At 31.7% G+C, this 23166-nt stretch carries 23 protein-coding genes; 6 read left to right on the plus strand and 17 right to left on the minus strand.

The annotated features are described in order from the left end of the window. Positions 1-9: 9 nt before the first annotated feature. The 9 genes from B5D14_RS06240 to B5D14_RS06280 all read right to left on the minus strand — a co-directional run bounded on the left by B5D14_RS06240 (position 10) and on the right by B5D14_RS06280 (position 9758). Complete coding sequence (locus B5D14_RS06240; protein WP_078711737.1) at positions 10-804, minus strand: gluconate 5-dehydrogenase; 795 nt, start codon at positions 802-804, stop codon at positions 10-12. A gap of 11 nt (positions 805-815) precedes the next feature. Then, complete coding sequence (locus tag B5D14_RS06245; protein WP_078711738.1) at positions 816-2300, minus strand: UxaA family hydrolase; 1485 nt, start codon at positions 2298-2300, stop codon at positions 816-818. Beyond that, positions 2293-3774 (minus strand): tagaturonate reductase, encoded by a 1482-nt coding sequence (locus B5D14_RS06250; protein ID WP_078711739.1) that lies wholly within the window; start codon positions 3772-3774, stop codon positions 2293-2295. The genes B5D14_RS06245 and B5D14_RS06250 overlap by 8 nt, the downstream gene beginning before the upstream one ends. Before the next feature lie 122 nt (positions 3775-3896). Beyond that, entirely contained in the window at positions 3897-4781 is an 885-nt protein-coding gene (locus tag B5D14_RS06255; RefSeq protein WP_078711740.1) for a class II fructose-bisphosphate aldolase, read from the minus strand. Positions 4782-4804: 23 nt separating this feature from the next. Continuing rightward, positions 4805-5896, minus strand: a complete 1092-nt coding sequence (locus tag B5D14_RS06260; RefSeq protein ID WP_078711741.1) for a PTS fructose transporter subunit IIC — start codon at positions 5894-5896, stop codon at positions 4805-4807. 22 nt (positions 5897-5918) lie between these two features. Continuing rightward, the gene (locus B5D14_RS06265; RefSeq protein ID WP_078711742.1) at positions 5919-6233 is read right to left on the minus strand and encodes a PTS fructose transporter subunit IIB; all 315 of its coding nucleotides are present in this window, start codon (positions 6231-6233) and stop codon (positions 5919-5921) included. 115 nt (positions 6234-6348) lie between these two features. Beyond that, complete coding sequence (locus B5D14_RS06270) at positions 6349-6801, minus strand: PTS sugar transporter subunit IIA (protein WP_078711743.1); 453 nt, start codon at positions 6799-6801, stop codon at positions 6349-6351. A 16-nt stretch (positions 6802-6817) separates the two neighbouring features. Continuing rightward, positions 6818-8791, minus strand: coding sequence for a BglG family transcription antiterminator (locus tag B5D14_RS06275; RefSeq protein WP_078711744.1), 1974 nt, complete (start codon positions 8789-8791; stop codon positions 6818-6820). A 214-nt stretch (positions 8792-9005) separates the two neighbouring features. Continuing rightward, positions 9006-9758, minus strand: coding sequence for a DeoR/GlpR family DNA-binding transcription regulator (locus B5D14_RS06280; protein ID WP_159443745.1), 753 nt, complete (start codon positions 9756-9758; stop codon positions 9006-9008). A 67-nt stretch (positions 9759-9825) separates the two neighbouring features. On the opposite strand from B5D14_RS06280, the gene B5D14_RS06285 reads away from it, so the two are divergent. The 6 genes from B5D14_RS06285 (at position 9826) to B5D14_RS06310 (ending at position 14737) form a co-directional block, all read left to right on the plus strand. Beyond that, on the plus strand, positions 9826-10881 hold the full coding sequence (locus tag B5D14_RS06285) for a transaldolase family protein (RefSeq protein WP_078711746.1): 1056 nt from the start codon (positions 9826-9828) through the stop codon (positions 10879-10881). After that, entirely contained in the window at positions 10882-12033 is a 1152-nt protein-coding gene (locus tag B5D14_RS06290) for an iron-containing alcohol dehydrogenase (RefSeq protein WP_078711747.1), read from the plus strand. A 108-nt stretch (positions 12034-12141) separates the two neighbouring features. Next, the gene (locus B5D14_RS06295) at positions 12142-12753 is read left to right on the plus strand and encodes a hypothetical protein (protein WP_078711748.1); all 612 of its coding nucleotides are present in this window, start codon (positions 12142-12144) and stop codon (positions 12751-12753) included. A gap of 1 nt (position 12754) precedes the next feature. Further along, on the plus strand, positions 12755-13633 hold the full coding sequence (locus B5D14_RS06300; protein ID WP_078711749.1) for an aldo/keto reductase: 879 nt from the start codon (positions 12755-12757) through the stop codon (positions 13631-13633). Then, positions 13630-13824, plus strand: coding sequence for a hypothetical protein (locus tag B5D14_RS06305; protein ID WP_078711750.1), 195 nt, complete (start codon positions 13630-13632; stop codon positions 13822-13824). Before B5D14_RS06300 ends, B5D14_RS06305 begins: the two co-directional genes overlap by 4 nt. A 1-nt stretch (position 13825) precedes the next feature. After that, positions 13826-14737, plus strand: a complete 912-nt coding sequence (locus B5D14_RS06310) for an AEC family transporter (protein WP_143254407.1) — start codon at positions 13826-13828, stop codon at positions 14735-14737. A gap of 18 nt (positions 14738-14755) precedes the next feature. Here the strand turns inward: B5D14_RS06310 and B5D14_RS06315 are convergent, their stop codons facing one another. The 8 genes from B5D14_RS06315 to mutL form a co-directional block, all read right to left on the minus strand. Beyond that, positions 14756-15823 carry an iron-containing alcohol dehydrogenase family protein gene (locus tag B5D14_RS06315; RefSeq protein WP_078711752.1) on the minus strand — a complete coding sequence of 356 codons (1068 nt, stop codon included), beginning with the start codon at positions 15821-15823 and terminating at the stop codon, positions 14756-14758. Beyond that, the gene (locus B5D14_RS06320) at positions 15823-16494 is read right to left on the minus strand and encodes an RpiB/LacA/LacB family sugar-phosphate isomerase (RefSeq protein WP_078711753.1); all 672 of its coding nucleotides are present in this window, start codon (positions 16492-16494) and stop codon (positions 15823-15825) included. Before B5D14_RS06320 ends, B5D14_RS06315 begins: the two co-directional genes overlap by 1 nt. A 100-nt stretch (positions 16495-16594) precedes the next feature. Beyond that, positions 16595-17251 (minus strand): CpXC domain-containing protein, encoded by a 657-nt coding sequence (locus tag B5D14_RS06325; protein WP_078711754.1) that lies wholly within the window; start codon positions 17249-17251, stop codon positions 16595-16597. Between the two features lie 38 nt (positions 17252-17289). Beyond that, positions 17290-17988, minus strand: coding sequence for a hypothetical protein (locus B5D14_RS06330; RefSeq protein ID WP_078711755.1), 699 nt, complete (start codon positions 17986-17988; stop codon positions 17290-17292). A 96-nt stretch (positions 17989-18084) separates the two neighbouring features. Next, on the minus strand, positions 18085-19413 hold the full coding sequence (locus B5D14_RS06335) for an RNA polymerase sigma factor (protein ID WP_078711756.1): 1329 nt from the start codon (positions 19411-19413) through the stop codon (positions 18085-18087). A gap of 195 nt (positions 19414-19608) precedes the next feature. Beyond that, entirely contained in the window at positions 19609-20334 is a 726-nt protein-coding gene (locus B5D14_RS06340; RefSeq protein WP_078711757.1) for a tRNA threonylcarbamoyladenosine dehydratase, read from the minus strand. Further along, the gene (miaA, locus tag B5D14_RS06345) at positions 20327-21247 is read right to left on the minus strand and encodes a tRNA (adenosine(37)-N6)-dimethylallyltransferase MiaA (protein ID WP_078711758.1); all 921 of its coding nucleotides are present in this window, start codon (positions 21245-21247) and stop codon (positions 20327-20329) included. The genes B5D14_RS06340 and miaA overlap by 8 nt, the downstream gene beginning before the upstream one ends. Beyond that, positions 21244-23043: a DNA mismatch repair endonuclease MutL gene (mutL, locus tag B5D14_RS06350; RefSeq protein WP_078711759.1), complete on the minus strand. Its 1800-nt coding sequence runs from the start codon at positions 23041-23043 to the stop codon at positions 21244-21246. Before mutL ends, miaA begins: the two co-directional genes overlap by 4 nt. Between the last annotated feature and the right edge of the window lie 123 nt (positions 23044-23166).

The raw sequence follows: 23166 nt of genomic DNA on the forward strand, positions 1-23166 counted from the left end.
TTTATTTACCTACTTTGGTTGTTTTCCTAAATATGCCAAAATACCACCATCAACATACAATACATGACCGTTGACAAAGTCGGATGCTTCTGATGCCAAGAATACAGCTGGTCCAACTAAATCTTCAGCTTCTCCCCAACGTTCTGCAGGTGTCTTCGATAGAATAAACTGATCAAATGGATGACGACTTCCATCCGCTTGTTTTTCTCTTAATGGATTTGTCATTGGTGTTGCGATGTAGCCTGGTCCAATTCCGTTACATTGAATATTGTATTCACCATATTCTGATGCTATGTTACGAGTTAACATTTTTAACCCACCTTTTGCAGCTGCATAGGCACTCACTGTTTCTCTTCCTAGCTCAGACATCATTGAGCAAACATTAATAATTTTTCCACTTCGTCGATTCATCATTCCCGGTAGCACTGCTTTAGAAACAATAAATGGAGCAGTCAAATCAACATCGATTACTTTTCTAAAATCATCACTTGCCATTTCATGCATAGGAACACGCTTTATAATTCCTGCATTATTAATTAGAATATCAACTTTACCAAATTCTTTTTCAATCGAAGAAATCATTTCAATAACTTTTTCTTCATTCGTTACATCACATACATATCCTTTTGCTTCAATACCCTTCTTTTTATATTCTTCAATTCCTTTATCAACAACCTCTTGATTGATATCATTGAATATAACTTGTGCTCCTGCGTCACCTAATCCTTTTGCCAGTGCAAATCCAATCCCGCTTGATGCTCCTGTTACTAATGCTACTTTTCCTTCTAAACTAAACTTATTCATTTTCTCTCCTCCTAAAGGGTTACACCTTTTTTGAATATAGCCATATCGCGGTAACTAGCAGCTTCAGATTTTATTTTTTCTCCTGTTGCTACACTAATTACCTTTTCAAATAAATCATTACTGCACTCACTCAATGTTTTTTCATTTAGAGAAATTCCAGTATCAAAATCAATCCAATTATTTTTCTTATGATAAAGAGATGTATTACTTGATATTTTTATCGTTGGTACAGGACATGCGAATGGAGTTCCTCTTCCCGTTGTAAATAACACAATCTGAGCTCCTGCTGCAGCTAATGCTGTTGATGCTACTAAATCATTCCCTGGTGATTCCAAAAGACTTAGACCTTGTTCTTTTATTTGTTCACCATAGTGCAAGACATCAACAACTATGGCAGTTCCAGATTTTTGTGTACATCCTAAAGACTTATCTTCTAATGTTGTTATCCCTCCCTCTTTGTTACCTGGTGATGGATTTTCATATACTGGTGAATTATTTTGTACAAAGTAATCTTTAAATCCATTTATTAAACAAACAAGTTTATTGAATGTAATCTCATCTTTACAGCGATTCATTAAACTTTTTTCAGCACCAAACATTTCAGGAACTTCAGTTAGAATTGTAGTTCCTCCCTCTTTAATTAGTAAGTCTGAAAAAATTCCAACCGTTGGATTTGCAGTTATTCCTGATAACCCATCTGATCCTCCACATTTCAAACCAACAATTAACTTGGAAAGAGGCTGTTGTGTCCTTTTACTTGTTTTTGCTACTTCAATTAATTCTTGAATATACGCCAACCCTATTTCAATTTCATCTTCTTCATTTTGACAAATCAACGTCTTCATATTCAATTTCTCAATATCTTGAATTTGTTTTTTTATATCTTCAACACCACTGTTCTCACATCCCAAACCAACAAGTAATACCCCCGCAGCATTTGGGTGTGATACTAAGTTAGCCAATATTCTCTGTGTGTTTATTTGATCTTCTCCTACTTGTGAGCAACCATATGGATGATTAAATGAAACGATTGCATCAATGTTATCTTGAATTAAATCTTGCGATTTTCTTTCTATCTCTTTAACAATACCATTCACACACCCTACTGTTGGGATGATCCAAATTTCATTTCTAATTCCAACTTTTCCATTGTTTCTTAAATAACCACTAAATGATCTATTATTCTTTTTTGGTAAATCATTGAATATAGGATTATAAAAATAATCTTCGTGCTCATTCAATGAAGTTCTACAATTATGTGTATGAACCCATTCACCAATTTCAACATCTACCTGTGCTTGTCCAATGATTTCTCCATACTTTACTATACTTTCTTCCTTTGCAATATTTTGACATGCAACCTTATGTCCAAACAACGTATCTTGTAAAATCACAATTGATTTATTGTCTACTTCAATTATTTCGCCTTTAGTCATATTCTCCAGCAAGACAACAACATTATCATTTTGATTAATCTTTAAGAATTTTTTATTCATGGAGTTTTTCCTCTTCAATGCAATATCTAATACCTTTCTTTTTTATACATTCTACATAATCAGCTATTCTCATTAACCATTCATCTTTCACATCAACATCGCTAAATAGTTTTGTTTTCATGATAAATTTATTTACTAACTCAAAAGAGGTTGCATCTTTATTATCAATAAAGAATTTTAGGATATCCTCGTCATCTTGAATCTTGTATTCATCATTATTTCTTTTCCCAATTAAATATCCATTCTCTTCTCTTATTCCTTGGTAGAAACAAAGGAGTGCAGCCAGTGAAAAACATAAGCGTTTGGGAATCGAATGATTTATTTCGATATACCGTTTAACACTTGGATAACATCTTGCTTTCCATTTCGATACTGAATTTAATGATATCGATAATAACTCATGTCGAATAAATGGATTTCTAAATCTGCCTTCTACTTGATTTGCAAAATCAAGTAAATCTTCTTTTGGTAAATCTAGTGTTGGTATGATTTCTTGGTGAATTGTTTGATTCATATATTCAAAGATCAGCGAATCATTCATTGACTCCATCACTGTATCATTACCCGCTAAATAACTTGCTAGTGCAAATGATGTATGAGCACCATTTAATATCCTCACTTTTCTTTGTTTGTACGGCTTATGATTATCTGTAAATATCACATCCATTCCTTTTTTTGTTTTCAATGCTTTATCCAATGGTAATTCATCGCTGATTGGTCGATCACATTCAATAACCCATAGCGCAAATGGTTCAGCAGTCACCATTAATTCATCTTGTATTTGGGTGCTCTTCCATATTTCTTCAACTTCTTTTTTTGGATATCCCGTCACAATTCTATCTACCAATGTGTTCGCAAATACGCATGATTCCATTACCCATTTTTTAAACTTGATATCCATATGCCATTTATCAATTGTTTCAATTACACATTTTTTTAACTCATCTCCATTATTATCAATCAATTCAACTGGCAGTATAATCAATCCTTTTGACAAGTCATAATTAAATGTCTTTGCACGTTCAAATAAAAACTGTGTTAATTTTGCTGGATAACTTCTTGCAGGTTTTTCTTCAAACACATCATTTGCATCACATTTAATTCCTGCTTCAGTTGTATTGGAAACAACAAATCTAACTGTTTCTATTCTAGCTAGTGAAAGGTATGAGTCATAATCCAATGTACAATCATAAATTGAATCAATTGAAGTAATATTTCTTGTTTCAATATACTCCTGGTTTTCTACTAATCCTCGAAGTAATACTGAATATTGACACTCTTGTTTTTTAAAGACTTCTATATCGCCATATGATATTGGTTTTACGATTGCAATGGACCCATAAAATAAATTTTCTTCATTAGCGATATCTACCATATAATCTACAAACGCACGTAAAAAGTTTCCTTCACCAAATTGAACAATCTTAATTGGTCTTTTCTTTGCGTGTGTAACTTTTCTATTCATTAAATTCATAGTAAAACCCTCCTATAAAAAATTATAGGGGTTTATCATGAATCATGCCTATCTTCCTAAGTCGTTTAAAACCGGTAATTTTATCTTTATTAAACAAAAAAAACTGTCTTTCGACAGTTTAATTATTCGTGTCCTACTACCTTTGCTTCACCAAAGAAGTATCTATTGTCTGAACCAATAACCTTTATATAATCCTTAACAAATTCTTTCATTGCTTTCTCAGCTGTAATACATAATTCTAAGTAATCAGTTTTTGGATTTTCTTCAACTTTCTTCAGCATTGCTTCTTGAGCTACATTGAAAGCATCGGTACAAACATTAATTTTATTGATTCCGCAAGCAACTGCTTTACGAATGTTTTCTTCACCTGAACCTGAACCACCATGCAATACTAGTGGCATATCAAGTGTTTTCTTTAATAAAGATAATCTTTCAAAATCTAATGTAGGAACAAATCCTTTTGGATAATTCCCATGAGCTGTTCCTACTGCTACAGCTAGTGCATCGACTCCAGTTTCTTCTACAAATTTCTTAGCTTGTTGAGGATCTGTATATAAATCACCTTTGTCGTTATCACCATCTGCTGCTTGACCAACATGACCAAGTTCTGCTTCTACACATATATTATGTGGATGAGCTAACTTAACAATTGTTGATGTTCTTTTAACGTTTTCTTCATATGGAAATGAAGAAGCATCAATCATAACACTTGAGAAACCATTTTGTATGCAGTCAATAATGAAATCTAAATCTTGACCATGGTCATGATTAAGAGCCACTGGTACTCTTGCTTCTTCAGCAAGTTTTTTAATTAACGGAACCATAACATTAGCATGTGCGTGTTTTCTCATTTGTCCCATTCCAATATTTACAATAATTGGTGAACGCATTTCTTCAGCAGCACTAATTACTGCACGAGCCATTTCCATGTTAATGCTATTTACTGCCATTACAGCATAATTGTTTTTATGAGCATCCTGTAAGATGTCTTTCATTGATACATACATATTTATTCCTCTTTCTATAACGATTAGATATTAATATCTAAGTCTACAATTTCTTCTTCGATTTCAGCACCTTCTACAGAAGGTTTTTTAATTAGTGAGTAAACAACTCCTGTTGCTACTGAACCAACTACTAACGCAACAACTGCCCACATTGGATTAGCCATCATTGGGAATACGAATACACCTCCATGACCTGCCATTGATTCAACACCCATTGCTACTGCAATACCACCTGCTAAAGCAGAACCAATCATTGATGCTGGAATAAAACGAGCAGGATCTGCTGCAGCGAATGGAAGAACACCTTCAGTAATGAAGCATAGTCCCATTGGGAATGCTGTTTTTGCTGTTTCTTTTTCTACATTCGAGAATTTTTTAGGAGTGATTAATGTTGAAATAAATACACCCACTGGAGGAGTCATCCCACCAATAATCTTCGCTGACATTGGTCCATAGATTCCATCAGCTCCTAAAGCGTTTGCTGCCATTGATGCTGTTTTATTAACTGGACCACCCATGTCAAATCCCATACCTGCTCCAATTACTGCACCGATGATGAATTTAGATCCACCATTTAAACTCATTATCCATTGTTGTAATGCTGTCATTGCGATTGAGAATGGTGTATTGATTACAACGAAGTAAATAACACCACACACAAGTGTTGCCACTACTGGAATGATCATAACTGGCATTAAGCCTACCATCCACTTAGGAAGTTTCCAAGTTTTCATCCAATTGATGAAATATCCAATAACAAACGCCATAACAAGTCCACCTAAGAAACCTGCTTTACCTGTGTTTGCTGCATATCCAATTATGAATCCTGGAACAATACCTGGACGCTCAGCAATAGAGTATGCAACCCCTGCTGTCATGACTGCAACTGCAAACCCCATTGCTTGTGATGATAACCAGTTCACTGCCCAAAAGAAATGATCTGGATTTAATAGATTTAAAGCTGAGAAAATTGTTGCCCCTGCTTCTGGTCCCATATTACCGATATCATAGTTATACGCTTTAGCGATAGCTCCCAATATTCCCCCAACTACTACCATTGGAATCATATAAGAGATACCAGTCATCATATGTTTTTTAAGATTTAAATTTTTCATAATAACTTACCCCTTTTCTTTTTTATTTGTTCTCTAATTTTTTTTCAATTGTTGCGATTAAGCTTTTTGGATTTTTCATAGCAACATGAATAGGAATATCCACAACTGGTTTTCCTTCAAAACGTTCCATGCCTCCAACAGCGATATCATGTGCAACGATAACAACATCCGCTTGACTAATTTCTTCTGGTGTTAATTTGTTTTGTGCACCGATTGTTCCTTGTGTTTCAATTTTGCATTGGTGTCCCGCTTCAACCGCTGCATTTTGAATTTTTTCAGCAACAATATATGTATGTGCAATCCCCGCTGTACATGCTGTAATACCTACTATTTTCATTCTCTCACCTCAACTTTCTTTTGTTTTTGTTAGCTAAGCTTGATAATAAATTATCATGGTTCCCTTGATTGACTCTAATAACTTAGGGAATTATAAACCGGTAATTTTTCATTAATCACTGACAAAGTAGATTAATTAATTCCTCTTTCGATGAAACTGATTGTAGTTTTTCTACGCGAGCATCATTTCCTAATTTTCCAGCTAATTCAGCTAAGAGCATCATATGGTTCTTTGCAAAATCATGATCGTTACTTACACAAAACAAGAAGAAAAGATTCACAGGTTCTTCATCATAACTTTCCCATTCTACATCATGATTTGTTCTTCCAATCGCAATACCAATTTTATTGACTGCATCACTTTTTCCATGAGGTATAGCAATATGGTTTCCCATTCCTGTTACCCCTTCTGCTTCACGTACATAGATATCCTTAATAAATTGATTCATATCAGAAATATATTTTTCTGCAAATAATTTTTCACTCAACTCTTTAAGAATTTCATCTTTTGTTGTTCCTTTTAAATCCAAATCAATGATGTTTTCATTTAGTATTTCTTTTAGTGCCATATTTTTTCTCCTCTATTTATTTAACTAAAAATTTATAAAATTCTAATGGTGAATCAAAACTTCTTAAGATATTTACTTCTTTGTCTGTATTCACCAAATTTATGTATTGCTTATAGAACAATTGAGTTCTCTTTATTTCAAACTCATTCGTCATTTTTACTACAAGTAAGAAGATGACATCAACTTGTTCTGTATCCCATACAATCGGTTCTTTTAATGTTGCGATTACAATCTTCGCTTCATTAATTTCGTTTTGATCTCCATGTGGTATCGCAACCATGTTCCCGATAGAAGTCGGCGTTGCATACTCACGCTCCATAACTGTTTGATAGTATTTCTTTGTTACAAATCCTTTTTTTACCAAGTTATCACACAAGAATTTTAATAATTTTGTTTTATCACTTATATCTAAATGTGTGTAAATTAGTTCTGGATCAAACAACGAATGACATACTAAATCAAATTTACCTACAATTTGATTTTGATCTCTTTTTAGATTGTCAATTGCATACCTAATTTTCTTAATTGAATTATCAGATAATAACTCATCAATCTCTACCACACGATTATCTTTGTTTAATATAAATTGTGTAGTAATAATTAAATCTGTATTCCAATAATTTTCTATTTTAAAATCATGGACACTTACAACTTTTATTGTTGCGATTTGAACAAATGCTCTTTTTATTTTGTCACATAACATTTGATTAACACCCATTGATGTTCGTGTTACTAATACGATTTCTACTGGCTTTTCATTTCGTTCCAATGCAGATTGGATATACAAGGTAATGTAACTTAACTCATCTTCTGTTACTCTTAAATCAAAATGTTCTTCAAATAAAACGGAAATCAACCAAGAAACTCTAAATGCATGTTTGAATTCATTTTTGATATAACCTTTCAAGGTATTCGATTGACTTCTTTCATATCGTAATCGAAAGATTGCTGGTTTAATATGCATGAGTAATCCGTGAAATAAAACATCATCATGGGTTAAATCACGATTCAATACTTCCGATACAACTTTAATAATTTTCTTTACAAAATCTTGTAGAGTTTGATCATATCTTCGTATGATGTCTTCAGCTGCAACATTATATCCAGGATCAATCATTTTTGAACATAGTATCGGAATTGAAAGAAAACCAATTTCATATGCATTTATTTTTGAATTGAATTCTATTTCAGCTTTTTTTAGTATCGCCTCAGCAAAACTATACTCGTTATACGCTTGTAGCATCCGTAACTCATTGACTGGTATTTCAACATGGAATTTTTCATTCACACTTGGTCTAACAATGCTCATACACAAGAACGCATAGATTTCATTGAAAGATTCCTCAGCAAATTCAATGCCCCATTCTTTTTCTGTAACAAGAATGCATTTTTTTACTTTTTCTAAATCAAGTCCTGGCATGAAATATTTAAGGCGACTATCAATTGATTCATCCGATACTAATTTCAGTACAAAATGTTTTAATGCAATACGGTATTGTGACTCATTGCATTTAAGTTCAAACCCTTTGTTTCGAATAATTTTCAGTTGAATGTCAAATAGGTTTAACCAGTCTTTGCAATCATTAATAATTTTCAAAGTTGTTGGTATACTTAAAAACATTTCTTCTGACAGTTTGTTTGTTGTGAGTCGATTATTTTTTGAGAATGAAAGTATGTATTTCAATGCTGTGAACATTCTGGATTGATCACTGTGTAAATGCTCAAATGAATTTTGGTTTATGAGCAATCGTTGAATTTGAAGTTTTTGTTCTTCGGTCGCTTCTAGCCAAATTCCAATTCGCCTTTTTTTACAAATAATACCTAGATTATTTTCAATCAGTATATTATTTATACTTTCCACCTTTGTACGAATTGTTTTTTCAGATAAGCCCACCTCTTCCGCTAGTTGCTCGGTTGTTACCATATCTGATGATTCAATCAAGCTTTTCAAAATCACTTGAGTATAATACATTGATTTCTTATCATTCATAGGTTTCTTCTTCCTTTCAAGTGTAGAATACCATTCTATCAAGTTGAGTATCGCAAATTAATTGTAAATTATAAACGGTAAATATTTATTTATTCAGAAATAAGTAAAAAATAATAGTTCAAAATATTATCAACATACTCAAAACATTATCATTTTTGTGTTGACAAAAGATCTTTTTATAGTAGATTAAAATTAAGTAATAAAAAAGCGTCCCTTACTCATAGTAAAGATGAACGCCTAATTTATTACATTGGTTTATGAATTTATCATTCGGTCTTTGATCTAAAACTATTCCCGATATGTTTTCTAGATCTGCAAAATGATAAAATCCTTTATTCATTAATTTTGAATGATCCGCTAGTACAATTACTTTTTCAGAAAGCTGAATCATGTGCTCCTTGATTTTTCCTTCTTCGATATCTGTATTGGTTAGCCCTTCATTTGATAAGCCTACAGTTGCGATGAATGCAAGATTACAATGATAACTATTGTCTGTTATATCGATACCAAAGCTAAGCGTATCTGCCTTCAACAACCCGCCCAGACATATACATTTCAAATTCGGTAATTTTGCAACCATATTCACAACTAACAAGCTATGTGTTATCACTGTAACATTTTTATGATGTGCAAGATATGGAATAATTTGACATGCAGTTGTTCCTGAATCAACGAAGATAACTGAGTTATTTTCAATTAATCTAGTCGCAATCTGTGCAATATATTTTTTTTCTTTTAAATTTGATTGTTCTCGACTTTCAATAGCTTGGACGCTATTTAACAAAGAACGATCTTTATAAATTACACCTCCATAGACTTTATCAATCTTGTCATTATCTTCAAGTATTTTTAAGTCTCTTCTTAAAGTTTGCAAAGAGATATTAAACTTAGCACACAATTCTTCATTACTAACTGTGCCAATAAGTTTAATGTAGTCTTCTAACTTTTTTAAACGATTAATTTTCATAAGTATCACCTCTACCATTATAACAACTTTACACATAAATATTTAATTATTTTAGAAAAGAGAGAATATGAATAAATTATTAGAAACAACAAAAAATTATCCAATGACTGAAATATGGAATGATTCCTGTTCAGTTCAAGAGTTAAAATACTGTATCGAAAATGGTGGTGTTGGAGCTACCACAAATCCTGTTATTGTTTTAAATGTATTAAAAAAAGAATTGCCCCTATGGGAAGAGCAATTAAAAGGCATAATTAAAGATAAACCTCATGCTACTGAAGATGAGATTGCTTGGGATATGATTAAGTTATTAGGAAAAACTGCGAGTAAAGAATTATTACCTATCTTTAATCAAACAAACGGAAAACAAGGGCGTATTTCATTTCAAACAAATGCAAAATTCTATAGAAATAAAGATTTATTATTAAGCCATGCCATTGAACTTGCAAGTACTGTCGAGAATAGTCAAATTAAAGCTCCCACATCAAAAGCTGGTGTTGAAGCTTTTGAAGAGATGACTTATCAAGGTATTAGCATCAATGCAACCGTTTCTTTTACTGTAGCACAAGCGATCGCAGTTGCCGAAGCAGTTGAACGCGGTTTAGCTCGACGTATTAAAGAAGGATTATCAATTGATACAATGAATCCAGTTTGTACAATTATGGCTGGACGAGTTGATGATTATTTAAAGAAAGATTGCAAAGAAAAAGGAATTTTAATAGAACCCGAAATTCTTGAATGGGCTGGAGTTGCAGTTGTTAAAAATGCATATCGAATCTATCAAGAAAAGGGATATCGCACAACATTGCTTGTTGCAGCTTATCGTAATCCATATCATTGGAATCAATTTATTGGTGGTAAAATCGTCTTAACAATCCCTTATGATTGGCAACTTAAATACAATTCTTCATGTTATGAAATAACTTCAACAATTGATAGCCCCATTAACGCGGTCTATTTACAACAACTTAAACAACTCGAAGAATTTAATAGAGCTTACTTACCTAATGGTTTAACATTGGATGAATTTGAACATTATGGCGCATTTTTAGATACGATGAATCAATTTTTAAACGGGTATGACGAATTGTGTAAATTGATTCGTAAGTATATGGTGATCTAGATGAGCAATCAATTCTTAATGCCATCAAAAGTATATGTAGGCATAAATGCTTTGGAAGATTGTTTCAATTCTATTCAATTTCCTGGTACTAATGCCCTGATTGTTACGGATGAATCCATGGTAAAACTGGGTTACATCAATACACTAACAACACTTCTAAAAAATAAAAATATAGCTTTCTTTATTTTTGACAAAGTGAATTTTGAACCAACTGATACTTGTATCAATGAAGGAGTTATAACATATAAATCGAATGCTTGTGATTTCATAATTGCAATAGGTGGAGGATCCCCAATTGACGCAATGAAAGCTATCGCAATGTCCGTTTCTAGTAATAGACCTTTATCCGATTATACAAGTCATGTTTTTGATCAAGCTAGACCTTTCATGATTGTTATACCCACTACTGCAGGTACTGGTTCAGAAACAACTCAATTCACTATTATTACCGATACATCACAAGATATAAAAATGTTATTGAAGGGTCCAAAATTATTACCTGATATCTCTATTATCGATCCGTCATTCACATTATCTACTCCTAGCAAAGTAACAGCTTCAACAGGCATAGATGCTCTATGTCATGCAATTGAAGCCTATACATCAAAGAAGGCACAACCCTTATCATCTCTATATGCCTTGGATGCAATAAAGAAAATTTTCATTAACTTACCTTTATGCTTTAATGATCCAACGAATATTGACGCTAGAGAACAAATGTCTCTTGCTGCATTTGAAGCAGGATGCTCATTCAATAACGCTTCTGTAACATTGATTCATGGTATGTCTAGACCTATAGGCGCTAATTTTCATATTCCTCACGGATTAAGTAATGCAGTTTTAATGTATGCATGCCTTGATTTTGTAAAAACAGATGCACAAGAAAAATTTGCGACTATCGCACGGGAAATCAAATGTACTTCTTCTAGTGACAATAAGGAAGCTTGTAGCGATTTCTTCTTAGCCTTAGATAATCTACTTAAAACACTTTGTATTCCAGCACTAAATGAAATTATCGATGATAAACCTAATTTCAATTCTCTAATCGATAAAATGGCTAAAGATGCTTACGATAGTGGAAGTCCTGCGAATTCACTTCGCAAGATTACAGTTGAAGATATCAAATCAATTTATACACAATTAATCAACTAGCTCTGTTTGAAACAGAGCTTTTATAATCTAATAATTACCGTTTTAATTTGACATCATTATATCAACCCATTGTTCTATCTCTTATATACTATAGTCGAGGTGAAACTAATGGATTGGATGCTCTTTACTGGATTTTGCGTTGTTCTATTTTCAATATTTCTTTATAAATCAATCGCTGTATATAAGATTTATAACAATACTTTTTACGAAGATCTTTATTCTAACTTTGTAGAATTCTATATTAAATTTAAATATAAAAAAAATCTAAGTCAAAGTTCTTGGATAAAGCAAGAAATAGGAACACACCGAATTTTATTCAATAGTTATTTAAATGAAGATAAAAAAATACAATACCAATTTGTTACTATATTTAGTAAATATGGCATTCATATTTTTAATATTAACAACATTCATGGTGCTGTCAGTGGTTTATCTTCCGATGCTTATTGGAAAAATGATAAATCAACCACATCTACACGTTTTCTAAATCCAACAAAAGCATGTGAATCACATAAGAAATACATTCACGATCTAACAAAAAGTAGTACACCTATAAGCATCACTATTCTTTTTTCAAATGATACAGACATTAGTAAGATTAAAAGTAGTTACACGACCAATGTATTCAAAAATTTTATTGATTGTATAAAAAATGATACTGCATCTATTCCTGAAGAAACAATTATTTTAGAATTCAATAAATGTATAGGGAGAAAATAAAATGAAAACATTTAAGCTCTACAACGAAGTAGAAATTCCATGCATTGGTTATGGTACATATCGAACTCCTAATAATGAAGAAGGTTACCTGACGATTCAAGAAGCAATACGTGCTGGTTATCGCCATATTGATACTGCACAAGGTTATAACAATGAAGATTTAATTGGACGAGCTATAAAAGAGAGTGGGATACCCCGTTCAGATTTTTTTATTACTACAAAAATTGCGAATGTAAATCAAGGTTACCAATCTACTCTAGATTCTTTTGAAGAATCCTTAAAAAAACTTGGTTCAAATTATTTTGATCTTTTATTAATTCACTGGCCAATCCCTGTAGGGCATGATCACGACTGGAAAGAATTAAATATTCAAACATGGAAGGCAATGGAATGGCTATATAAAGAAAAGAAAGTACGTGCTATCGGTGTTAGCAACTTCTTAATTCATCATCTCGATAATCTATTAGAGAATATCAAAATTATCCCAATGGTTAATCAATTAGAATTTCATATGAAATATCAGCAACGTGATATTGTAGCCTATTGCAAAACAAAGAACATACTTGTTGAAAGTTGGGGCCCATTAATGAGAGGTGCTTCTAATGGCAATCAAATTCTTGAGGCTATCGCTAGAAATCATAATAAAGATGTTGGTCAAATTTCGATTCAATATTGTTTGCAAAAAAATATATTACCCCTTCCCAAGACGAGTAATACATCACGTATGAAAACGAATCAAGAAGTATTTGACTTCACCCTAACTGATGGAGAAATAGCTCTTATGGATTCTTGCAATACATCCAATTGCTATGTGTTCCATCCAGATAGAAATCACGAGTGGCAAGAAACCATCAACAAAATGAATGAGGTGAGCAAATGACTTATATTAAATTCATCTTATTAGTAATTGGTTTAATTTTTATCATGTATGCTCGAGCAACTTACACAAAGCGAATTAACTTAAGCAAAGAACACTTTGAATTAGCTTATAATCAAAAAGAAAAATATATTGCATGGGTTGGTTATATATTATTAGGACTTGCAGCTTTACTTGCCGCATTTAATATATAATATGAATGAGATATTTACTAAATCCATAACGTATTTACTACTTATTATTTGCGGTTATTGTCTTAAGAAAACAAAAGTCTTACACAGCAAAGACTTTCATGTACTTTCTACAATTAGTATAAATTTGACTCTACCTTGTGTTCTTATATCAATGTTTGAAACATTCTATATTTCATTCGATTGGATATATTGTATATTACTTGGATTAGTAATCAATGTTATTTTAATTTTTGCTGGATTATTTTTTACTAGATATCGTTCAAGAAATACTCAAGCATTGTTTATGTTGAATACATCTAGTTTCAATATCGGTGGATTTGTACTACCTTTCTTTAATGGCATTTATCCTCCTTCTTCCATATTCTATGCAAGTATGTTTGATGTTGGTAACGCAATTATGTGTACTGGTTTAACTTATGCTTGTGCTGCTTCAAGACTTGATACATCTTCTAAATTTCAATTTAAAGATTTCTTTAAAAGAATATTTTCATCTATACCTTTTGTCACTTATCTTGTGATGATTACATTAACTCTAGTTAATATAAAGTTGCCATCTGAACTCTTTCAAGTTACAAGCATTATTGGAAATGCAAATATTGTTCTAGTCATGATAATGCTTGGATTAATGGTAGAACTAAAAATTGGTAAAGATGATATCAAAGATGTTATCCTTCATTTCTTTATCCGATATAGTATATTAATTTTCTGTGCAATTCTTATTTACTATTTCTTTCCTGCAAGTCTCATTGGTAAACAGATTTTAATCTTATCAATATTTGCACCTATATCGAGTATCATGCCTGCATTCTCGGCAAAACTAAAATGTAAAACATCCGTATACGCTGCAATTAATTCACTATCGATGCCTATAAGCATCATACTACTTTCTACACTAATGACCTTATGGCAATAAAAAAACCTCTTACGAGGTTTATTTTTTTGTTTCCAAATAATCAATTGCATCACGAATCATTGCTTTTGTGATTGGATATGGAATATGATTTAATTCTTTATTTTGAATTGTTAACTCAAGAACATCCTCTAGTGGATCATCACAACTTATTCCTAAATCATTTAAGCATACAGGTAATCCAATTGTTTTGTAGAATTCAATTGTCTTATTTAATTTAACAATTTGTTTGTCCACAATTAACTGTATTAGTACACCATATGAAACAACTTCTCCATGAAAATGTTTCTCTTCAATTTCTTTTCTACAAGTTAGACCATAAAACAATGCATGAGCTAAGGCACTATTGTAATCTGCATTAATAATTAAAGAAACAATTCCTGTAGACACTAGAATATTTTGTATCGTTGTTTCAAGTTCCTTCGATAAAACTTTAGCTTCTGCATCACGATAACCTTTTGTTGCATGAGCAACTATCGAATCATAGCATAGATTACTTACTTGAAGAGCTAATTCATCTGTATATTCTATTTCATCATTTCTACAAGAGAAATATGTTTCTACATTCTTTGCAACTGTATCACCAATACCTGCCCATAAATATTGCATGGGAGCATTCATAATCACTTCAGTATCAATCATGCAATAATTTGGTGCCTTTTTACAATGATAAATATCTTTAAAGACATGGTCCTCAGTATACATGATTGAAATCTTAGTTACCGCTGCACATGTTGACGCAATTGTAGGAATACTGATTACTGGTATATTGCACTTGTCACCAATAACCTTACATGTATCAATACATTTACCTCCACCAATTGCAAAAATCATATTTGCATTTTTGATATCACCATCATTGACAATTTTATCTACATTTTCATAAGTTGCATCCTTACCATATAGATAACTTTTTATAATTTTACAATCAAATTTTCTAATATAGCTATTTAATTTATCCTGGCAAGCTTTGTATGCTTTTTCACCATGAATTAAAACAATTTTGTTGCCATATAATCTGCTAATTTTTCCAATTGCTTCAAAGCTATCCTTGCCTATCGAATACGAAGGTAAAATAACTTCTTTCATTATTTAGCTAAAACTTCCTTAACAAAGTTTAAATATTCTTCATCTTGGCAATTAGCAAAGAAACATTCTTGGAATTTTTTTGTTAATGATCCTTTTAATAATTCTGGATCAATTGAACTAAGTGCTTCTAAAACAGGTTTTCCTACTTGACGCTTAACTTCTGCAAGAATTCTTACATTTCTATTTTGTGATTCTTTACGATCTTGAGGATAACCTTGACCTTTAGGAGAACCAAAAGCTTTTTCAAAAATTGTTTTGATGTTCAGTTCTGCTCCCCAACCAAATCCTTTTGCATATGGAATTGATAATGCATTCCCATCATTAATTTGCAAGAACAAATAAGCATCTGTTGGTTCAATGCAATACCCACAATTTACTCCAGGAAACATATTACATGCCATTAAAGCTCCTTGGCCTGTTCCACAACCCGTAACAACAAAATCTACTGCTTTTGAATTTAGTAACAAAGCAGCTTGTACTGAAATATTCATATAAGTTAGACGTGGGTTTTCTTCAGAATAATCTGTAGGTAAATCTTGTGGATTATTCACATATTGCATTCCTGTATTGAATACTGTATGTCCCATTGGTTCTACAACTGATTTCAATTGTTCTAAAACGATTGCATTCTTTGATGCTTGTGAAAATTCGTTAATAAGTGCTATTTTCATATTTTTTCCTCTTCTTTCAAATAAAAAATACCATTTTTAACTCTTTTAGAAAAACATTCTCCAAGACTATAAAACGGTAATTTTTTTGTTATTTGATAATTTAACTGATATTCTTTACATATTCACGTGTTGCTCTTTCAAGCATCCAATCACGATTTATTCTTACAAAACGATTTGGCTCAATTTCATAACCATCTTCTTCTCTTAGGAAGATTTCCTCAAACTGTTCATAATTGAGTTGCATACGTACAGGTTCTTCTTTTAATACAGTAATAATTTCAACACTGTTATCTTTCTTCGTGTTATATACTGTGAATTCTATTTCTTCTAATGTTGCACGCTTCGAATCAACAATTTGTTTCTCACAAAACATCTTTGCCATTTCCACAATGCGATCATCTAAACCTTCTTCTAAGATACGAACTTTTTCTACAAATTCCATAATCTTCTTACAATACCTGTAAGTATAGCCAGGTATTACTTCAAATGGTATCTTTGGATTTGCTTCTAATTCTTTTTCTATTGCATCATCAACTAAATAAACCATAAGTTTATTTTCAGGATCGTGATACAAACAAGGATGAACTACTTGATACACATCATGACAATGTGGACATTCTACCTTAAATATCTCATTATGAAATAATTTTTCTCTTAAATCTGGATCTAATGCTACGTTGATACTCTCCCAAATTTCAATCTCATAATCTTTTCCACATTTAGGACACGTAAACATTCTTGTTGATGACTTACTCATTTGTTTCCTCCAAACTAAAATGGTATCGAAATACCATTTTATGATTTCTTTCCTTTTTCAATCTCTGGATATTCTTCTAAGATTTCATTCACAAAATCTCTTAGTTTCTCAAACGTCTCATCATTTACATGAACTGAACTATTTGCAGAAACAAGTTGTATTTGGTTATTTAATAATACAGGTACAATATCAACTTTTTCATTTTGATGAATTCCAATATCTTTTTCAGGCTCTTTTAATAATCTACCTTCAATGAACTTAGAATTATACTCTATAGATTCTACCAAATATCGATAAAATTTTCCATCACTTAAAAAATGTACATTTAATATATCAGGATAATGAATATCTCTTTGCATATCTAATTCTTTGATGTGTCGTACTTGTGATAATTCTTGAGAAACATCCTCACTTTCAAATATCGAAGCTGCTTTTACTTGCATTTTAAATGTAGGTTGTTCAACAATATCAAATTCATAAGATACTATATCAAACGAACTAAATGTAGCTAAAGGTTCTAGAATATCTAATCCCTTTTCACAGTTGTCATAAGCATTTCCTATAGCAAGAACTGGGAAAACTAAATTTCCAGCTTTATCAATCATGCAAGTGGTAAGCATAAAACAATCATCAACATTCACATCTATCATATCTTTACATTCTTCTGTTAAGTCATCTACTTCAAATATTTGGTATTTGTGATAAAGTTCAGTAAATCTACTTTCTTCTAATATCATCATATGCCTCCCTTCTTTGCCATATTATATCAAGGATGTAGTCAAAAGGAAACATAAAGGCTTAGACTTAAAAATAAGCTTGAAAATACAGATTATCTACTTCAAATTTAGTTTGCCAACTGATTGATTGTTTACACTATCATTAATAATAATTTCCAGTGGTTCCGTCATTTGCATAGTTATCACAACGCTTTGCTCATTGCTCGATATTAGTTGATACGGAACATCTTCACTTGATAAATTAATTACTTTTAACGTGTTTATATCAATACCAGATTCCATGTCATAAAGAATCACTTGAATATATCCCTCATTATATTCTAAAATTTTAATAGTTGGTGACTTGTCATCAATACTCTCAACAATTAATTCTTTAGTTATGATTTTTCCATTTTCACTCCTTGCTTCAATTGTATAGAGTCCATTTTTATACAAGATAATTTGTTCACCTGGTACAAATTCACTTGAATAAATACGATTAGCATTTTCATCAATTACAGTCAATTCATTAATTAATGAACCTAATTTAGGCTCTATTTCAAAAACTTGATAATTTTCATTCGGATTCACCTTATTTACAGGATGAATATCAAAGTCAGAATTCATCAATATGAATGCACTCAATCCTATTCCTGCTGTAGTAAGAAAACTAAATGCAAAATTTCTAAAGAATCGATTTTGAAATGATAATTTATTTAATGATCCAGCATAGTTATTTGCTAAATTTGCAACATCTTTTGTAGGGTATGCTATTGCCTTTGCAACAATATCATATGAATTAATGATTTGATTTTCACTCATACAATTTCTCGCTATTTTACCAAGAATTTTTAAAGAAAAAGGAGTTAATATAAAAATGAATGAACTGGATGATCTTCGAATTTTATCACATTCTAATCTTAAATTTTTAATTGCTTCTGCCAACAAACGGAAAACAGTTCTATCAGAAACTTTTAAATATTTAGCGATTTCTTTTACCTTCAGTTTATCTACATATCTCAACATTATTACATTTTTAAGATTTGGTTCCAATTGATTTAGTGCCACGGAAACAATGTCTTCATTTTCAAAATCTTGTTTAAAGTATGAATTTGGATCCACTAAATCATTTGCCATTTCTTGAATATCAACAGATATAATCTTTTTTGAGTCTTTAAGTAGATCCATCGAGATTGTGTAATTCATTTTATTTAAGTAAGCAACCAAGAGATTTGGATTCTCTATCTTATCTAGGAAACTATATAATTTTAAATACAATTCTTGAACAACATCTTCCGCAAGAATTTCATCATGGGTGTGTTTTAACGCAGTATAAAACTGTATTGACACTGTGTTAAGGTATATTTCTTCAAACGCTTTTTTATCGCCTTGTTTCGCTTTTTCAACTAATTTGCCTAATTCTTTGTGTGACAATTTCTTTTGCATAATATGCTCCTGTTGAAATATCAATAACCCTTTGAAATAAAAAAAGAAAAACCGACCTGATTCTTACAATTTTTCTTCAACTTTTATCATTTAATTGTTAGATTACAAATAGGTCTTTAGCTTAAATCTAGGTTTATGTACTTCCAACTTATTTATAACAAACTTTTCAACATTACGCAATGAAAATGGTTTCTATTACTTGCCTAAACCCAACAAATATCTTGTAACAATACTTGCACAAAGTAAACCCGAAGCAGCAGGAACGAAAACAATACTTGCTGGTGGGATTCTTTCTTTTCTTGTTTTACCATCAGGATTTATTTCTACATTTTGTTTTAAAGGAATCTCTTCTGAAAATGTAACATGAATTTTATACTTTATATTCCTTTTTTTTGCTAAATCACGTAAAGCTTTAGCAAGTGGATCATATGTTGTTTTATCTAGTGTTGTTTGAATAACTTTACTTGGATTAAATCGATTTGCCATCCCTAGTGAACTAATACATGGAACCTTAAAACGATGACACATTTCTATTAAATCTAATTTTGCTGTTACTGTGTCAATTGCGTCAATTACATAGTCAATTTTTTGTGCAAAGATTGATTCGAGTTCGACACTGAAAAATTCATTAATACAAACTACTTCACAATCTAAGTTAAAAGAGTGAATTCGCTCTTTCATACATTCAGTTTTTGGTTTTCCTATTGTTTCATAGGTGGCAAGAATTTGGCGATTCAAATTACTTGATGCAACAACATCATGATCAACGAGGATTAGTTTTCCAACACCACTTCTACTTAATGATTCTGCGGCGTATGATCCAACTCCACCCACACCGACAATCAAAACAGTTGCCTTTCTTAATGAATCAACTTTTTCTTTCCCTACTAATAATTCAACTCTTTCTAAAGGATTACTCACTTCTATTTCTCCAATTTTCAATTAATTCTTTTGTTTTCTTAATTGCGTCCTCATCACTCATATCTACCCAATGAATTGGTGTTTGGTTATTGAACCAAGTATATTGTCGTTTTGCAAATTGTCTTGAGTGTTTTTGAATCTCTGCAATAGTTTCATCTAAGGTCATTTCTTTACTCATATATTTTGACCATTCACGATAGCCAATTCCTTGCATCGCTTGATCATTAAATGTTACGCCTTTTTCTAATAAAGATTTGATTTCATCAAGAAGTCCCAAATCAATCATTTTTAGTACTCTTTGATTAATTCTTTCATACAATAATTCTCTTGGCAATGTGCAACCAATAATCAATGCATCATAAATCGGTTTGTGTTCTTGAGACTCGATAATCTCTGATTTTGTTATGTTTGTTGTATCATAGATCAAACATGCACGTATTAATCTTTTACGATTATTGGGATGAATTGCTTGTGCTTGTTCTGGGTCTATTGTTTGTAAGTAATCCAATAGTTCTTCATTATTCATGCTTTCGTATTTCTTGATGAGTTCTGGATATTCATCAGGTTGCTTTTCAAAAGTATAATCATAGATGCAAGCTTTGATGTATAATCCAGTTCCTCCAACAATCATTGGAAGATGTTGATGGCTTAGTATCTCATCAATTTTTTCTCTAGCATTAGCTTGAAAATCTGCAACACTATACTTATCTGTTGGTTCCAAAATATCGATACAAGAATGTGACACATCTTGCATCTCTTCTTTGCTAATTTTCCCTGAACCAATATCAAATCCACGATAGACTTGAATTGAGTCTCCACTTATTATTTCTCCATCAAATTGTTTAGCTAATTCAATTGAAAAATCTGTTTTACCAACAGCAGTTGGTCCTACAAGTACCAATACTTTTTTCATCGATAAAACTCCTTTTCTAATCTTGATGCGTCTAAACATATAAAGGTAGGTCTGCCATGTGGACAATGATATGGTTGTTCACATTTTTCAAGTTGTGATACAACTTCATTCATTTCTGTCTCATTTAAAATTCGATTGAATCGAATTGAATGGTGACATGCCATAGTTGCTATTTTATGTTTATGAATTTTATTTTTTGTAATTTCTTTTTCATCTTTAAAACTATCGATTAAGTCTTGTAGAAACACACCTTCTTCGACTTCTTTCATCCAAATTGGTATTTCTCTTACAACAAAAGAGTCATCTCCAAACACTTCGAATTCTAATCCTAAATCTTTCACTGCTAAATTGATTTCATCTATTCTTCTTACTAAATCATTTGTTGAATGAATCATATGAGGAACTAAACATTCCGTCATTATATGTTTTAATTGATCCATTTCATTTAAGAACTTTTCATAATGAACTCTTTCCTGTGCGGCATGTTGATCGATAATATACAAACCTTCTACCCCTTCACACAAAATATACTTTCCATGCATCTGTCCAATTACTTTTAATACTGGAAATGATTTCTTTTGAAGAGGTTCTATTTTTTCTTCTTGCTGTTGCATTGGTGCTTGAACTATTTTCTCTTCAATCCCAATTGAACTAGGCAAATCATTTTCTACTTCACTCATTACTCTTGGTGCAACATATTGTACTGGCTCTTCTTTAAATACTCTTTGAATTGGTTGATCATTGTTCTCAAATAAACTTTGAATTTCAATCTTTTCCTTTACAACTTTTTCCATATTTACAATTGGTGCTTGAATATGACTGTGAATTGCATTGGGAATAATTTCTCTTAAAAGATGTTCTAGTTGTTGTTCCTTCGATAAGCGAACTTCCCACTTACTTGGATGGACATTGACATCAACCAATTGAGAATCCATTGTGACATTTAAGATAACAATAGGATAACGATCACTTGGTATATAATTTGTATAACTATCAATGATAGCTTTTTGTATGCGATAAGGTCTAACCATTCTACCATTCAAAAATACGCTAATAGCATTTCTTGTTGCTCGAGTAAATTGTGGATGTACACAAACTCCACGTACTTTATAATCAGTATCACCATCATCAATAAGAATAGAATTCTTTGCTACATCTTTTCCATATAATTGGAAGACAACTTCCAGTAAATCATTTGAACCTGATGTTTTAAAAGTTTGCTTGCTATCACTTGTAAATGAAAAGGCAATTTCTGGATGAGACAATGCAAATTTTTGCACAACATCACTAATTAATGAATTTTCATATGCAACCGTTTTTAAATGTTTCAAACGTGCTGGTGTCTTTTGAAATAAACCCGAGATATGAATCATTGTTCCTTGGTTACAAGGATAAGGTCTTGCGCTTATTAATTGACCGTATTGTATTTCTACTCTTGTACTTTCACTTCCATTGTTAGTTTCAAGTTTAACCTCTGATACAGAGGCTATGGATGGTAAAGCTTCTCCTCTAAATCCCAATGTTTTAATTGACCACAAATCTTGTGTCTTTGATATTTTACTTGTTGCATGTCTTTCAAATGCCATGGTTGCATCTACACTGTCCATGCCTAGTCCATTATCCACGATTTGTATACTTTGTATGCCACCTTGTTGAACAAGGATATCAATACGAGTTGCTTTTGCATCAATTGCATTCTCAACCAATTCTTTTACGATACCCATTGGTCTCTCCACTACTTCTCCAGCTGCAATCATATTTGTAAGTTGTATATCTAATGCTTGAATAACACCCATGTTGTACCTCACTCATCTTCATGTACTAGTTTACCATTTTTATATCCTCTTTTGTAGGATTAGCTCATAAGAAAAAACTCCTCAAGGGAGTTTCTTCTTTTTTATATATAAGGGGATAGAATA

Origin of the sequence: Anaerorhabdus furcosa (assembly GCF_900167375.1) — a bacterium.
Taxonomy (GTDB): Bacteria; Bacillota_I; Bacilli_A; order Erysipelotrichales; family Erysipelotrichaceae; genus Anaerorhabdus; species Anaerorhabdus furcosa.